This is a genomic window from Solilutibacter silvestris (assembly GCF_002895945.1).
Lineage (GTDB): Bacteria > Pseudomonadota > Gammaproteobacteria > Xanthomonadales > Xanthomonadaceae > Solilutibacter > Solilutibacter silvestris.
Window position 1 is genome coordinate 587842 of sequence record NZ_NPZB01000002.1, and the last position, 15565, is coordinate 603406.

The window sequence follows — 15565 nt, forward strand, 5'->3', positions numbered from 1 at the left end:
CGGGATGATTGATATCTCCGAAACCGCGCAGGCGTACTTCCGCAAGCTGATCGAACGCGAGGACATCGCCGGCCTCGGCGTGAAGCTGTCCGCAGTGCATGCCGGCACCCCACGCGCCGACGTGCGCCTGGAGTTCGCCGCGCCTGGTGACCTCTCCGGCGATGAATGGGCGGTGGACTGCCAGGGCTTCACCTTGTGGATCGAGGCCATCAGCGTCGAGGCGCTGGATGGCGCCACCATCGATTACGTGACGCAGGCCACCGGCGGACAGTTGCAGATCCGCGCACCGAAAGTGAAGGGCGAAGCGCCGGGCGAAGGTGCCTCGCTGGCGCAGCGCGTGCATTACGTGGTGGAGAACGAAATCAATCCGCAGCTGGCGTCGCATCGCGGCCATGTGCAGGTGGAACAGGTTGATGCCGCAGGCGTGGTGACGCTGCGTTTCGGCGGCGGCTGCCACGGTTGCGGCATGGCCGATGTCACCCTGAAGCAGGGCATCGAGAAAACCTTGCTGGAACGCGTGCCCGGCGTGACTGCGGTGCGTGATGCCACCGATCACGAGACGGGCGAAGAGCCGTACTACCAACGGGAGCAGGCTCAACAAGAGCAGGCCCAGCAGGACCGCGGCTGACCCATGTTCGGGCCCGATGATCTCGCAGCAGCCCTGCGCAGTCGTCGCCGCAGTCTCCGCTCCATTCGCCCGCAATCCGAATCGCCATTCCTGACCAGTTGGCGGGCATGGCTGCACGCCGCGCCGACGAAAGCGGCATCTCCCGGATATTCCGAATCCACATTGCGCGATGTGCTGGTCACGCGCGCGCCGCCCAAGCGTCCGCCCGCATCGCGCATGCAGCTGACGCGCTGGCAGAGTTTCCGCAGCATGTTCCGCCAGAGTTGGGATGGAGAAAGCGACGGCAATCGCCGCCTGCGCATCGGTTCGGCGATCGCCAGCCTCGTCATCAATCTGTTCTTCGCGGCGATGCTGCTGTGGTTGATGTACCTGCGCTTCATGGCGCGACCGACCCACGAAGAAGACCTGGCGATCCAGGTGCAGTTGATCGGACAAGGCGCGCCCGAAGAGGAAGGCGGTGGCACGCCGCAGCCGCAACCGGAAATCACCACCGCGCGTGCAACGCAACATCCGACACAAGCGAAGGCGTCCGCATCTGCTGCGCCGCAAAGCGCATCGGTCGAACAGGTGCACACTCAATCACAGACGGAATCCGTGGCGACGATGGCGATGCAGGCGCCACAAACGCCGGCGCATCCCGCGCCGTCGGAACCGTTGCCACCGTCGACGCCGATCCTGGTGGCGAAGCCGACCGAAGCCGTGCCCAAGTTCACCCAGCCGCCGCAGAAAATGCCGACGCTGCCGACACCGGTTGCGGTGCAGCCGCAGGAATTGCATGCGCAGGCGTTGCCGACGCCGCCGGAACCGGAACCGCTCGCGCAGGCATCGTTGCCGAACGTGCAGGCGCAAGTCACAGCGATGCCGACGCTGTCGGCGAAAGCCGTCAAGCCGATCAACCTGCCGCCGGCGCCGACCGCAGCTTCGGGCGCGTCATCCGCTGCGCCGTCTTCGGCGCAGGCCGCATCGACGGCGGGATCGAACTCGCCGTTGCGCGGAACATCCGCGACCACCGGCGCGCCTTCGACAACGGTCGGCAATGGCAGCGGTATCAACACTGGTCGTGGCGTTGGTGCCGGGACGCAGGCGAAAACCGGCGGTCCGCCGACGCCACTGAAGGGTGATGATTGGGGTGCATCGAGCCGTAATGTTGCGGGGCAGCCACATGGCGCGATCAACGGAAACCGCGGTGGCGGCACCAGTGGGCAGTACGACACTTCGGGTGTGGCGAAGTACGGTGCGGATCAGTTCACCGCGCGCATCAAGGACCCCTACAAGGAAGGGTCGTGGGTGAAGCGCCAGGTGCGCAAGGACGACGCGACGATCTTCGAACCGTATTGGGTGCCGCACGAAAACCTGCTCGAGGAGTGGGTGCGCAAAGGCATCAAGGAAATCGAGATTCCACTCGGCAGCGATGGCAAGCGCGTCATCAAGTGCCAGATTTCGATCCTGCAACTTGGTGGTGGTTGCGGCATCGCCGGCGGCATCAATGGCGTCAAGGACAATCCGGCGCGGGCGCGCAAACCGCCGGCGGTGCCGTTCAAGTCGAAGTATTTCGATGATCCGTCGGCGCTCGGTGCGCCGGAGAAGGGCGCCGAAGTTGAAACGCCTGCGCAGGGCGGAAGTTCAAGCAAGCCGTAGGGCACGAGCAGGCTGCGGGGCGCGGCCGGGCGTTGTGGCTCTTCGCGTAAAAGCAACAACACACACGCCAGCCAGCGCGTGCGAAGCGATCAGTGCGCGGTGGCGAGATCGCCGAGGTCGCCCTTCTGCTCGGCAAAGTACGCCGCAACGTCAGCGATGTCCTGATCGCTCAGCGTCTTCGCCTGCGCACCCATGATCGAATGCTGGCGCTCGCCGTCGCGATACATCTGCAACGAATGTTCCAGGTAGTCGGCGTACTGGCCGGCCAGGCGCGGCGGGATGTTCTCCGGCGCCACGTTCGCGGTGACCGGCGCGTTGCCGGTCGGACCATGGCAGGACGCGCATGCCGCCTGGCCGCGTGCCTTGTCGCCGTTTTCCGCCAGCAGCTTGCCATGTTCGGCATTGCCGGCCGGCATGCTCGCCATTGAATTCGGTGCGGTCTGGCGCGCTTCGCCTTCGGCCTTGGCTTCCTCGTGGGCCTTTTCGCCACCGCCCGAGCAAGCGGACAGAATGACGGCGAGCACGGCGACGGCGGCGATCTTGGAACGGTTCGTCATCGGGGTGCTCACTTCGTTTTCAGGCTGCTGAGGTAGGCGGCGAGGTTGGCCAGATCCTGATCGGAGAAACTCTGGGCCTGCGCCTGCATGGTCGGGTGCTTGCGCTTGCCGGCCTTGTACTCCATCAGCGCGTTGTGCAGATACTGCTCGGATTGCCCGGCGATCTTCGGCACGTGGTAACTCGGATAGGCATTCTTGTAGCCGGTGATGCCATGGCAACCCTGGCAGGTATAGGCGAGATCCTTGCCTTGCGCGGCGTCGCCCTTTGCGGCGGGGGCATCGGCGGCCTGGCCCAGCGCGGGCAGGATCAGCAGGGCAGCGATGGCGGCGTTCATCAACAACGGCATTCGCATCAGCGGGTTCCGGGTTCGTGCGGCGCGGGGCCGCGTGACAAGCAATCGGCGCAGTATATCGTGCCCGTTCATCAAGACGCAGGCACACCGGAACCGATCAGGTTCGCGCGGGTCGGAAGTCATGGTGACCTCCGGCAGGTGAGCGTCATCCCGGGGTGTTATATCTTGCTCATACACCAATACAGGGTCTGCTCATGTCGATTCCACCGCGTTCCCGCCTGACCGCTCCGCTGCTGCGGACGGCCTTGGCTTCCGCATGCGTGGTCCTGTTGATGGCGCCTGTTGCCGGCTGCAAGAAGCAGGGCGACGGCAATGCGCAGGCCGCATCCAAGGATGGCAAAGGCGGCAAGGACGGCAAGGACGGCAAGGACGGCAAGGACGGCAAGCCCAACGAAGCCGTGTCGGTGGAAGTGACGCCGGTGGCGGTGCGCGAAATGACCGCGAGCTTCAGCGGCACCGCACCGCTGGAGGCGCGTGGCGAATCGCAGGTGGTGGCCAAGACCTCGGGCATCGCCGAACGCGTGATGGCGGAAGAAGGCCAGCATGTGCGCGCGGGCCAGGTGCTGGTGCAGATCGATTCCGCCCAGCAGGCATTGCGCGTGCAACAGATGAGTGCGCAGGCGGAAAAGCTCTCGCGCAACCTCGCGCGGTCGGAACAATTGGCGCAGCAGAAGATGATCAGCGCCAACGATGTCGAACAGTTGCGTTACGACCTGCAGAACATGCGCGCGCAGCTCAACCTGGCGAAGCTGGATCTGTCCTATACCCGCGTGACTGCACCGATTTCCGGCGTGGTCGCCCAGCGCATGATCAAGCCAGGCAACCTGGTGCAGATCAGCACGCCGATCTTCCGCATCGTCGAGAACGATCGGCTGGAAGCCACGCTCAACGTGCCGGAACGCAATCTCGAAGCCATCAAGAACGGCCTGCCGGTGACGATGACGGTGGATGCGGTGCCGGGCAAGAGTTTCGACGGCCGCGTCGCGCGCATTTCGCCGGTGGTCGATTCCGGCAGCGGTACCTTCCGCGTGATCTGCGCGTTCGATGGCGGTGGCGTGTTGCAGCCGGGCATGTTCGGGCGCATCGCGGTGGTGTTCGATCGTCGCGCCGACGCGCTGGCGATTCCGCGCATCGCCATGCTCGAGGACGACAACCAGGCGGCGGTGTTCACCGTGCGTGATGGCAAGGCCGTGCGCGTGCCGGTGAAGACCGGTTATGTCGAGGGCGAGTGGGTGGAAGTGCTGTCCGGACTCAAGATCGGTGATCCGGTGGTGACCGCGGGCAAGGCGGCGCTGCGCGATGGCGTGGCGGTGCAGGTGATCAACGGCAAGGCGCCGGCGCAGGTCGCGAAGACGCCATGAGCCACGCCGCCGACGGACACGAGGACCGCGATGCGCAGGCGTCGGGTGGGTTGATCGCGCTGGCGACGCGTCGCCGCGTCACCGTGGCGATGTTCTGGGTGACGATGTTCCTGTTCGGCCTGATCGCGCTGGCGGCGCTCAAGGTCAACCTGCTGCCCGACCTCAGCTATCCGACGCTGACCGTGCGCACCGATTACACCGGCGCCGCACCGTCGGAAGTGGAAACCCTGATCAGCCAGCCGTCGGAAGAAGCGCTGGGCGTGGTCAAGGGCCTGCGCAAGATGAAGTCGACGTCGCGCACTGGCCAGAGTGACGTGGTGCTGGAGTTCGCCTGGGGCACCAACATGGACCAGGCCAGCCTGGAAGTGCGCGACAAGATGGATGCGCTGCAACTGCCGCTGGACGCCAAGCGTCCGGTGCTGCTGCGCTTCAATCCTTCGACGCAGCCGATCGTGCGCATCGCGCTGGCACCGAAAACGGCGCGCCCCGGCGCGGATGGCGTCGACACCCAGTTGGTGGGCCTGCGTCGCTACGCCGACGACGATCTCAAGAAGAAACTGGAAACGGTCGCGGGCGTTGCCGCGGTGAAGGTCGCGGGTGGCCTCGAAGACCAGGTGCAGGTCGACATCGACCAGCGCAAGCTCGCGCAGCTCGGCATCACCGTTGATTCGGTGATCCAGCGTTTGCAGCAGGAGAACATCAATGTCTCCGGCGGACGCCTGGAAGAAGGCAGCCAGCGCTATCTGGTGCGCACCGTCAACCAGTTCCCGAATATCGACACCATCCGCAATCTGTTGCTGACGGTGCAGAGTGGATCGGGCGCGTCCAACGACGCAGCCCTGCGCATGTCGCGCCTCGCGGCGAGCAGCGGTTCGGCGGAAATGATCGCGGCGGCATCGGCGGCGCAAAGCGGTGGTGGCGGCACCGTGCCGATCCGTCTCGGCGATGTTGCAACCGTGCGCCAGGGCTTCAAGGAACGCGAAGCGATCATCCGCATGGAAGGTCGCGAAGCGGTCGAGTTGGCGATCTACAAGGAAGGCGACGCCAATACCGTGGCGACCGCCGACGCCTTGCAGAAGCGCCTCGAATCGATCAAGGACGACCTGCCCAAGGACATGGACCTGCAGATCGTCGACGATCAGTCGATCTTCATCCGCAACGCCATCCATGACGTGAAGATGGACGCGGTGATCGGTGGCATGCTCGCCATCCTCATCATCTTCCTGTTCCTGCGCGATGGCTGGAGCACGTTCGTGATTTCGCTGTCGCTGCCGGTCTCGATCGTCTCGACATTCTTCTTCATGGATCGCCTGGGACTCAGCCTCAACGTGATGTCGCTGGGCGGTCTCGCGCTGGCCACCGGCCTCGTGGTGGATGACTCGATCGTGGTGCTGGAATCGATCGCCAAGGCGCGCGATCGTGGGCTCGGCATCGTCCAGGCGGCGATCGCCGGCACCCGCGAGGTCGGCATGGCGGTCGTCGCATCGACGCTCACCACGATTGCCGTGTTCCTGCCGCTGGTGTTCGTGCAGGGCATCGCCGGCCAGTTGTTCCGCGACCAGGCATTGACCGTGGCGATCGCGGTGGCGACGTCGCTGGTGGTGTCGATGACGCTGATCCCGATGCTGTCGTCGATCCGCGGCCGCAACATCGACAGTTTCCAGGAAGAACCGCCGCATCCGCGCTGGGTGCCGCAGAAGGGTTGGCAGAAACCGCTTGCGCTCATCGGTCACGGTATCGGCTGGGTGTTTCGTGGGGTCAGCTATGGCATTGCGTGGGTGGTGATGCGGATCTGGAACATGCTCTCCGCGGTGATCGGCCCGGTGATGCGCAAGGCCAGCGATCTGGCGATGGCGCCTTATGGTCGCGCCGAACGCGGATATCTGCACCTGTTGCCGGCGGCCTTGCAGCGTCCCGTGCTGGTGATCGTGTTGGCGACGGCGGCATTCGTCGGTGCGCTGTTGCTGGTGCCGATGCTCGGTGCCGACCTGATCCCGCAGTTGGCGCAGGATCGCGTCGAGATGACGGTGAAGTTGCCGCCGGGTACGCCGCTGCGCATCACCGACGATGTGCTGCACCAGTTGGCGGTCGAACACGCGCAGGAACCCGGCGTGCGCCTGCGTTACGGCGTCAGCGGCACCGGCACGCGCCTTGACGCCAGCCCGACCGAGAGTGGCGAGAACATCGGCAAGCTCAGCATCGTGATGGCCAAGAGCGGCGACACCAAGGCCGAAGCGGCCGCAGTGGATGCATTCCGCAAGAGCATGGCCAACCATCCTGGTGCGCAGACCGATTTCGCGCGACCGGAATTGTTCTCGTTCGCGCCGCCGCTGGAAATCGAGGTGCGCAGCGACAACCTCGACACCTTGAAGAAGGCGGGGCAGAAACTGGCGACGAAGTTGCGCAACAACCCGCACTACACCGACGTCAAGTCGAGCGTGGAGCAGGGCTTCCCGGAAATCCAGATCCACTTCGACGCCGATCGCGCTGCCGCGCTGGGCCTGACCACGCGCCAAATCGCCGACGTGGTGGTGAACAAGGTCGCCGGCAACGTTGCGACGCGCTACAGCTTCCGCGATCGCAAGATCGACGTGATGGTGCGTGCCAATGCAGCCGATCGCGGTTCGGTGGACGCGATCCGCAACATCATCGTCAATCCCGGCAGCGGTGCGCCGGTGACGCTGGCCGCGGTCGCCGACGTGGTGCAGACCACCGGCCCCAGCGAAATCCATCGTGCCGACCAACGTCGCGTCGCCATCGTCTCCGCCAACCTGTCCGGCATCGACCTCGGCGGCGCGGTGAAGGAAGTGCAGCAATTGGTGGCCGACGATCCGCTCGGCGCCGATGTCGGCATGCACATCGGCGGGCAGGGCGAGGAACTCGGCGATTCCATCAAATCGTTGCTGTTCGCGTTCGGACTGGCGGTGTTCCTGGTTTATCTGGTGATGGCCTCACAGTTCGAATCGCTGCTGCATCCCTTCGTCATCCTCTTCACCATTCCGTTGGCGATGGTCGGTGCGGTGCTCGCGCTGTTCCTGTCGCGATCGCCGGTGTCGGTGGTGGTGTTCATCGGCCTGATCCTGCTGGTCGGACTGGTGGTGAAGAACGCGATCATCCTGATCGACAAGGTCAACCAGTTGCGCGAGGAAGGATTGCCCAAGCGCGAAGCGTTGATCGAAGGCGCGCGTTCACGCCTGCGTCCGATCATGATGACCACGCTGTGCACGTTGTTCGGATTCCTGCCGCTGGCGCTGGCCTTCGGCGAAGGCGCGGAAGTGCGCAGCCCGATGGCGATCACCGTGATCGGCGGCTTGCTCGTCTCCACCTTGCTGACGCTGGTGGTGATCCCGGTGGTCTACGATCGCCTCGATCGCCACGACGATGGCTACTACCGCGAACGCGGGCGACGCAAGCATGAAGCGCTCGATGTCGCTCCCGACACAGAGATGGTCTGAGGCCGCACGATGACGCTGCTCGACGAACTCAACACCAAGGGCCCGGCCAGCACGGCGTGGTCGAAATGGCTCGCCGAACTCAGCATCAGGCGCCCCGTCAGCACGATCATGTTGTTCGTGTCGCTGGTGGTGGTCGGATTGATCGCCGCGGTGCGCCTGCCGCTGGAATCGATGCCGGAAATGACCGCGCCGTTCCTGTTCGTGCAGTTGCCGTATCCGGGATCGACGCCGGAGGAAGTGGAGCGCAACGTGCTGCGTCCCGCCGAGGAGGCGTTGGGCACGATGAGCGGGATCAAGTCGATCAGCGGTCGCGCCAATGCCGATGGCGCCCAGTTGATGGTGTGGTTCACCGACTGGGGTCGCGATGTGGCGGTCGCCTCCGCCGATGCACGGCAACGCCTGGACGCATCGCGCGACCAGTTGCCCGACGATTTCCAGCGCTATTTCATCTGGCGCTGGTCGACCAGCGACCAGTCGGCGATGACGATCCGCCTGACCAGCAAGGACGGCGACCTGCGCACGCAGGCAGATCGCATCGATCGCGAATTCAAGAGCCAGCTGGAACGCTTGCCCGGCGTGGCGCGCGTCGAGGTGGATGGCGTCCCCGTGCAGGAAGTGGAGATCGCGCTGCATCCCGATCGCCTGACTGCGGCAGGCGTCGCCCTGAATGAACTGGTCAGCCGCATGCAGTCGGCGAACTTCGCGGTGTCGGCCGGCGAAATCGAGGACAGCGGCATGCGCCTGCGCGTGCAGCCGATCGGCGAACTGCGCAACCTGCAGCAACTGCGCGACATGCCGGTCAATTCGAAGGGCATCCGGCTTGGCGATATCGCCGACATCGCACTCAAGCCCAAGCGCATGGACTACGCGCGCATCATCGACGGGCGCCCTGCGGTCGCCATCGACATCTACAAGGAACGCACCGCCAACCTGGTGGACATGAGCCGGGTGGTGCGCACCAAGCTCGACGCGATCAAGGCGTCCGGCAGTGCGCGCGGCATCGACATGGAAGTAGTGGACGACGCCGGGCAGGGCGTGATCAGCTCGCTGACCGCGTTGGCGGAAGCGGGGGCGATTGGTCTTGCCTTGTCGGTCGCGGTGCTGTTCTTCTTCCTGCGCCACTGGCCATCGACGCTGATGGTGACGCTGGCGATCCCGATCTGTTTCATCATGACGCTCGGCTTCATGTATTTCGCCGGCGTCTCCCTCAACGTGCTGTCGATGATGGGATTGCTGCTGGCGATCGGCATGCTGGTGGACAATGCGGTGGTGGTGGTGGAGTCGATCTACCAGGAACGCGAGCGGCACCCGAACAACCCGCGTTACGCCTCGATCATCGGCACCAAGCACGTGGCCATCGCGCTGACCGCCGGCACGCTGTGCCATTGCATCGTGTTCCTGCCCAACATGTTCGGCACCCGCAACATGCTGACCATCCAGCTGTCGCAGATCGCCATCACCATCACCGTATCGCTGCTGGCGTCGTGGCTGGTCGCGGTGAGCCTGATCCCGATGCTGTCGGCACGCATGAAGACGCCGCCGGCGGTGGCATCGCACAAGGGCATCATTCCCCGCATGCAGGCGCGCTATGCCCGCTTCCTGCGCTGGACGCTGGAACATCGCGGTGCCAGTGTCGCCGGCATCGCGCTGGTGGTCGCCATCAGCCTGGTGCCGATGGTGCTGTCGAAGAAAAGCATGATGGACGCGCAGGATCCCGACCGCGTCGACATCTTCTACCAATGGAACGGCGCCTACACCAAGGACCAGATGGGCGAGGAAGTCGCCAAGGTCGAGCGCTACATCAACGCCAATCGCCAGCGCTTCCATGTGAAGCAATTGAATTCGCGCTGGGGCGAACAGGGCTGGGCACGTACCACGATCCGCATCGACACCAAGGATCCGAAGCTGGTCAGCAAGGTCGAGGAGGACGTGCGCAAGGACATTCCGAAATCGGCGCGCGCCCGCATCGGCATCGGCAACCAGCAGCAGGACACCGGCAACGAGGGCGTCAGCGTCAACCTGCTCGGCGATTCCGGCCAATCGCTTAAGGATCTCGCCAATGACCTGCTGCCGGCGTTGTCGCGCCAGCCCGAGTTGCGCGACGTCCGCATCGATTCCGGCGACCAGAACAGCGAGCTGACCATCAGTGTCGATCGCGTGCGCGCCGCGGCCTACGGTTTCAGTTCCAGCGATGTCGCCAAGTACGTCGGCATGGCCTTGCGTGGCTCCAACCTTCGCGAATTCCAGCGCGACCAGAAGCAGATCCCGGTGGTGGTGCGTTTTGCCGGCGCCGAACAATCGCGGATCGAGGATTTGCAGGGTTTCATGGTGCAGTCGTCGGACGGGCGGCAGATCCCGTTGATGGCGATGGTCGACGCGCGCGTCACGCCGTCGGCCAACCAGATCCAGCGCAGCGATCGCCAGACCTCGTTGAAGATCCAGGCCAACGTCACCCCCGGCAGCACCGGCGAGCAGGCGCACGCGGCGATCGAGCGCGTGCTCAAGGCGACATCGTTCCCGCCGGGCTACAGCTATACCTTCAAGAGCGGCAACGGCTTCCAGGGTGGCGACGAGATGATGCAGCAGATGCTGTTCAATCTCCTGATCGCGGTGATCATGATCTACATCGTGATGGCGGCGGTGTTCGAATCGCTGCTGTTCCCGGCGGCGATCATGAGCGGCGTGGTGTTCTCGATCTTCGGGGTGTTCTGGGCGATGTTCCTCACCGGGACCACGTTCAACATCATGGCCTTCATCGGCATCCTGGTGCTGATGGGCGTGGTGGTGAACAACGGCATCGTGATGATCGAGCACATCAACAACCTGCGACGATCCGGGTTGAGTCGCACCGATGCGTTGGTCGAGGGCAGCCGCGAGCGCTTGCGTCCGATCCTGATGACGATGGGCACGGCGATCCTGGCGATGATCCCGATCGCGGTGTCGAACACGCAGATCGCGGGCGACGGACCTCCATACAACCCGATGGCGCGCGCGATCGCCGGTGGCCTGGCGTTCTCGACGCTGGTCAGCCTGCTGTTCCTGCCGACCATCTATGCCATTCTCGATGACTGGCGCGCCGCGACCTCGCGGACCTGGAAGCGGGCACGGATGTGGCGGCGTGGCGCGTCAAGCCAAGGAGTTGCCGCGGCAAGCGAGTAAGCCGGGCGCTTCAGGCGATCACGTGCCGCCCCCGTTCGCGATCCAGCCCTGTGGCCAAGGCATGGCCATCGCCAGTCTGTTCTGGGGATCATGGTTGATCCCGCTCGGCATCCTCGTGCTGCGTTCGGCCAGCGGTGAAGGCCTAGAACGATTTTCCGTCGACCGCCACGCGCGGCAGCGCAGCGATATCCACGTCATCAGGGCAGGCGCGAACGTTGATCGCGGCGATCTCGCTGCCATCGGGCATGTTGCCGTAGGCGAATGCCTGCACGCCGCAGGTCTTGCAGAACTGGTGGCGGATCTTGTGCTTGTAGAACTGGTATTCCTGCAACGCGTCGCTGCCTGATGTCAGGTGGAACTGCGCGCGTGGCACGAACCACAGCAGGAAGCCCTTGCGCTGGCAATGCGAGCAATTGCATTCCATTGCCTTGTCGGGCGCACCTTCAACCTCGAAGGTCACGGCACCACAGTGACAGCTGCCCTTGGTCATCTCTTGCGCTCCGTTCGATAGAAGCGCAAGCGTAGCCGACTCACCCCACCAAATGCCGCGCCCCGTTCGCGATCGCGATCCACTCACCGGCGATCGTGCCAAAGTTGGTCAGCATGAACACGAGGATCACCCGGCACACGCGGTTGCGATACCAGCCGCGCAGGCTTTGCGCATCGTCGCGCAAGGCCATGAAGTCGGAGTAGGTCGGGCGCACCAGTCGCACCTGCACCAAGGCCGCGAATACGCCGGAACTCAGTCCCGGCGGACGGAACGGCTTCAGCGGCGCCATGATCGTTGCCGCCAGCGTCGCCAGCGGATGCGCCAGCGCAATGATGCCGCCGAGCGCCGTGAGGCCGGCAGTCCACGCGATCCACTGGATCACCAGTTGCCGGCCGAACGCGGCGCCGCCGTGCATGAAGCCCCAGGTGAAACCGCCGAGGATCAGCAGCGTCAGCGCGATCGAGAACCACGGGATGCGCTTCTTCTTGTTGCTCGCTGACAGTTCTTCGATCAATGCGGCCGGATCGCGCGCATCGTTGGCGAGATAGTTGGCGATGCCTTTCAGGTGCCCGGCGCCGACCACCGCAAGGACACGCTTCGATGCGACGGCGGTTTCGCGCAAGCGCGCCGCCATGTACTGGTCGCGTTCGTCGATCAATGCCGAATACAGCGCCGGCGAACCGCTGGCGAATTCGCCGAAGCTCGACTCCAGCATGTCGCCTTCCTTCAGGCCTTCGATCTGGTCGGGCGAGACTTCCTCGTCCACGAACAATGACACGGCGATGCCCGATCCGATCTTCATCCGTTGCCAGAAGCCGAGCTTGTGCATCGCGCGGCGGAAGGTCTGGCCGACATCGCGGTCGATCAGGTTCATCGCCAGGCCGCGGGCGGTCGCTTCGTTGGCGGCGGCTTTCAGTTCCGCGCCCGGCTCGATGCCGAGCTGTTCGGCGAGGCGACGCTGGTAAGCGGCAAGCCCGAGATTCGCGGCAAACATCGCCAGCTTGCGATCCTTGATCACCTTGACCAGATCGAGCTTCGCCAACGCGTCGGGATCGTTCATCGCCTTGTAGCGTTGCTCGTCCAGCTCGACCGCCACGGCATCGAATTCGCCGCTGTCGACCGCCGCGCGAACGGCATCGACGCTGGTGCGCGACACATGCGCGGTACCGAGCAGTGTGTAGTGGACGCCGTCGCGTTCGATTTCGGCATGCGGCTGGTCGCGCCAATCGATGCCGGGAGATGTGTGGTCAGTCATTCGTGCAGCTCAGTCGCGATAGCGTTTCAACAAATCACCGTAGGCATCGATGCGGCGGTCGCGCAGGAACGGCCAGATGCGCCGCACGTGCTCGCTGCGTTGCATGTCGACTTCGGCGATCAGCAAGGTCGGATCGGTGCCGGCTTCGGCGATGAATTCACCCTGCGGCCCGAGGATGTGGCTGTTGCCCCAGAACTGGATGCCCGATGCGCCGATCGGCGAGGGTTCGTGGCCGACGCGATTGCAACTCAGCACCGGCAAGCCGTTGGCGACGGCGTGGCCGCGATGCGACAACACCCAGGCATCGCGCTGCCGCGTCTTCTCGGCATCGTCGTCATTCGGGTCCCAGCCGATTGCGGTGGGATACAGCAGCAGGTCGGCGCCGGCCAGCGCCATCAGGCGCGCGGCTTCCGGATACCACTGGTCCCAGCACACCAGCACGCCGAGGCGTCCCACCGAGGTATTGACCGGTTCGAAGCCGAGATCGCCTGGCGTGAAGTAGAACTTCTCGTAGAAACCCGGATCATCGGGAATGTGCATCTTGCGGTACTTGCCCGCGGTCGAACCGTCGGCATCGAAGACCACCGCAGTGTTGTGATACAGGCCGGTGGCGCGTTTCTCGAACAGCGAACTCACCAGCACCACGCCATGTTGCTTGGCCAGCTTGCCGAGACGCTCGGTGCTCGGGCCGGGAATCGGTTCGGCGAGATCGAACTCGTCCACCGATTCGTGCTGGCAGAAGTAGGCACCGTTGTGCAATTCCTGCAGAAGCACCAGTCGAGCGCCCTGGCGCGCGGCTTCGGCGACGCGATCCTCGATGATGGCGAGATTGGCCTCGGCATTGCCACGGCCCTGATCGGTGATGGCCCGCTCCTGGACCAGCGCGACGGGGAGTATCTGGTTCTTCATGCCGGCATTGTAGGGCTTGATATGGATGAAGCCGTCATCTCACGCGGCCAGCAATCCTTCCGGCAATTGCATGGTCAGGCAGTGCAGGCTGCCGTTCTGCCAGATGATCGATCGGCAATCCACCTGCACGATCTCGCGACCCGGAAACGCCTGCGCCAACACTTCGGCGGCGCGTGCATCGGCGACGTCGCCATAACTCGGCATCAACACCGCGCCATTGACGATCAGGAAGTTGGCATAGCTCGCGGCGAGACGGCGTTGCTGTCCGTCGCCATCGGTGTCGAGGATCGGCTGCGCCCACGGCAGCGGAAACAAGCGATACGGCTTGCCATCGCGAGTGCGCAACGCGGCGATCTCGTCCGCCATCGCCTTCAGTCCGGCATAGTGCGAATCGCTTGCGTCGTCGCAGGCCTGGAACACGATGGCGTCATCCGGCGCGAAGCGCGCCAGCGTATCGATGTGGGCGTCGGTGTCGTCGCCTTCCAGCTGGCCATGATCGAGCCACAGCACGCGATCCTGATGCAGCCAGCCGGACAGTTTCGCCGTGAGTTCCTCGCGGCTTGCGTCGGGATGGCGCAGGCGCAGGCATTCCCAGGTCGTCAGCAGCGTGCCGGCGCCGTCGGTTTCGATCGCGCCGCCTTCCAGCGCGAACGGGATTTCATCGCGGATCGCATGCGCGAACAACCGTTGCGAATCGAGTTCGCGTACCAGCCGATCGTCGGCGCTGGCCTCGAACTTGCCGCCCCAGCCGGTGAAGCGGAAATCGAGCAGGGTGAAGCGTTCGCCGTCGCGCAAAGTGATCGGGCCGCTATCCCGCAGCCAGGTGTCGTCGTAATGCGCGGTGACGAAATGCACGCGCGCCATGTCGATGCGGTTGCTGCGCAGGCGCGCCTCGGCATAGGCCTCGACATCGTCGTCGCCGACGATCACCAGCGCCGGCTGGAAGCGGGTAATCGCTGCGACCAGCTTGATGTAGGTGTCCTCGACTTCCGCGAGGCGTGGCGCCCAGTCGGTGTCGGCGGTCGGCCACGCAATCAGGATCGCCGATTGGGACTCCCATTCGGCGGGGAAACGCACTGCATTCGTCATAATGGTCAACGCACGGCGGGTTTGGGACCGACTTCGTCCGCGCTGGCCTTGTTCACCACCACGTCGAGCACGCGCTCGCGTTGGAAATACACGGTGAACTGCGGATACACCCAGCGGTTGATGGTCGGCCAGTCGCGTTTCTGGCCGCCGCGCGGATCCAGTTTCGATTGCGGCGCGCCGAAGCGCTGTTGCACCTGCGCCATGGTCTGGCCGCGCGCGGGATGCGCGATCGACGCTTCCTGCTTCACGCGATCGACCAGCAAGGTGTCGCCACCGCGGGCATGGGCGACGGGGGCGAGGACGATGAACGAAACGGCGACGGCGGCGAGAACGATCTGGCGCATCGGGGGATTCCGGGTCGGGGGGATGAACTGGATTCTAGCGACGGCCACTGCCGCAATGGCAAGCGGCAGCGCGCAAACAAAAAGGCCGCCCCGAGGAGCGGCCTTTCATGCCGGCACGTAGCCGGACACGGATCAGCGCTGGCGCGCCTTGAACCGTGGGTTGGACTTGCAAATCACGAAGACCTTGCCGCGACGGCGGACGACCTTGCAGTCGCGGTGACGGGCCTTCGCCGACTTCAGTGAGGACAGAACCTTCATGACACGTAACTCGGCTGGATTGAAACAGCCCAACATTCTAGCGGACGGGTTTGCGTTCGGTCAAGTCGG

Annotated in this window: 13 protein-coding genes; 5 read left to right on the forward strand and 8 right to left on the reverse strand. The window is 64.6% G+C overall.

What is annotated here, in order from left to right:
* Window positions 1-4: 4 nt before the first annotated feature.
* Together Lysil_RS10370 and Lysil_RS10375 are read left to right on the forward strand one after the other, a co-directional pair.
* On the forward strand, window positions 5-628 hold the full coding sequence (locus Lysil_RS10370; RefSeq protein ID WP_103075507.1) for an NfuA family Fe-S biogenesis protein: 624 nt from the start codon (window positions 5-7) through the stop codon (window positions 626-628).
* Window positions 629-631: 3 nt separating this feature from the next.
* Complete coding sequence (locus Lysil_RS10375) at window positions 632-2266, forward strand: hypothetical protein (protein WP_103075508.1); 1635 nt, start codon at window positions 632-634, stop codon at window positions 2264-2266.
* 89 nt (window positions 2267-2355) lie between these two features.
* On the opposite strand, the gene Lysil_RS10380 is transcribed toward Lysil_RS10375, so the two are convergent.
* Together Lysil_RS10380 and Lysil_RS10385 are read right to left on the reverse strand one after the other, a co-directional pair.
* Window positions 2356-2823, reverse strand: coding sequence for a c-type cytochrome (locus Lysil_RS10380; protein WP_103075509.1), 468 nt, complete (start codon window positions 2821-2823; stop codon window positions 2356-2358).
* Between the two features lie 8 nt (window positions 2824-2831).
* Entirely contained in the window at window positions 2832-3176 is a 345-nt protein-coding gene (locus Lysil_RS10385; RefSeq protein ID WP_103075510.1) for a c-type cytochrome, read from the reverse strand.
* 194 nt (window positions 3177-3370) lie between these two features.
* Here Lysil_RS10385 and Lysil_RS10390 point away from each other — a divergent pair, with 194 nt between their 5' ends.
* The 3 genes from Lysil_RS10390 to Lysil_RS10400 are packed head-to-tail and all read left to right on the forward strand — an operon-like array spanning window position 3371 to window position 11151.
* Window positions 3371-4537: an efflux RND transporter periplasmic adaptor subunit gene (locus tag Lysil_RS10390; protein WP_240600507.1), complete on the forward strand. Its 1167-nt coding sequence runs from the start codon at window positions 3371-3373 to the stop codon at window positions 4535-4537.
* Window positions 4534-7992, forward strand: a complete 3459-nt coding sequence (locus Lysil_RS10395) for an efflux RND transporter permease subunit (protein WP_103075511.1) — start codon at window positions 4534-4536, stop codon at window positions 7990-7992. Before Lysil_RS10390 ends, Lysil_RS10395 begins: the two co-directional genes overlap by 4 nt.
* A 9-nt stretch (window positions 7993-8001) precedes the next feature.
* Entirely contained in the window at window positions 8002-11151 is a 3150-nt protein-coding gene (locus Lysil_RS10400; RefSeq protein WP_103075512.1) for an efflux RND transporter permease subunit, read from the forward strand.
* 142 nt (window positions 11152-11293) lie between these two features.
* On the opposite strand, the gene Lysil_RS10405 is transcribed toward Lysil_RS10400, so the two are convergent.
* From Lysil_RS10405 to ykgO, 6 genes are all read right to left on the reverse strand, one after another.
* A complete protein-coding gene (locus Lysil_RS10405) occupies window positions 11294-11641 on the reverse strand; it encodes a GFA family protein (RefSeq protein WP_103075513.1) in 348 nt (115 codons plus the stop codon).
* 40 nt (window positions 11642-11681) lie between these two features.
* Window positions 11682-12896 (reverse strand): TraB/GumN family protein, encoded by a 1215-nt coding sequence (locus Lysil_RS10410; RefSeq protein ID WP_103075514.1) that lies wholly within the window; start codon window positions 12894-12896, stop codon window positions 11682-11684.
* Between the two features lie 9 nt (window positions 12897-12905).
* Complete coding sequence (locus Lysil_RS10415) at window positions 12906-13805, reverse strand: carbon-nitrogen hydrolase (RefSeq protein ID WP_103075515.1); 900 nt, start codon at window positions 13803-13805, stop codon at window positions 12906-12908.
* A gap of 39 nt (window positions 13806-13844) precedes the next feature.
* Entirely contained in the window at window positions 13845-14894 is a 1050-nt protein-coding gene (locus Lysil_RS10420) for an agmatine deiminase family protein (protein WP_103075516.1), read from the reverse strand.
* A 5-nt stretch (window positions 14895-14899) separates the two neighbouring features.
* Window positions 14900-15238, reverse strand: a complete 339-nt coding sequence (locus tag Lysil_RS10425; protein WP_103075517.1) for a hypothetical protein — start codon at window positions 15236-15238, stop codon at window positions 14900-14902.
* Window positions 15239-15370: 132 nt separating this feature from the next.
* Window positions 15371-15496 (reverse strand): type B 50S ribosomal protein L36, encoded by a 126-nt coding sequence (gene ykgO / locus Lysil_RS10430; protein WP_010342887.1) that lies wholly within the window; start codon window positions 15494-15496, stop codon window positions 15371-15373.
* Between the last annotated feature and the right edge of the window lie 69 nt (window positions 15497-15565).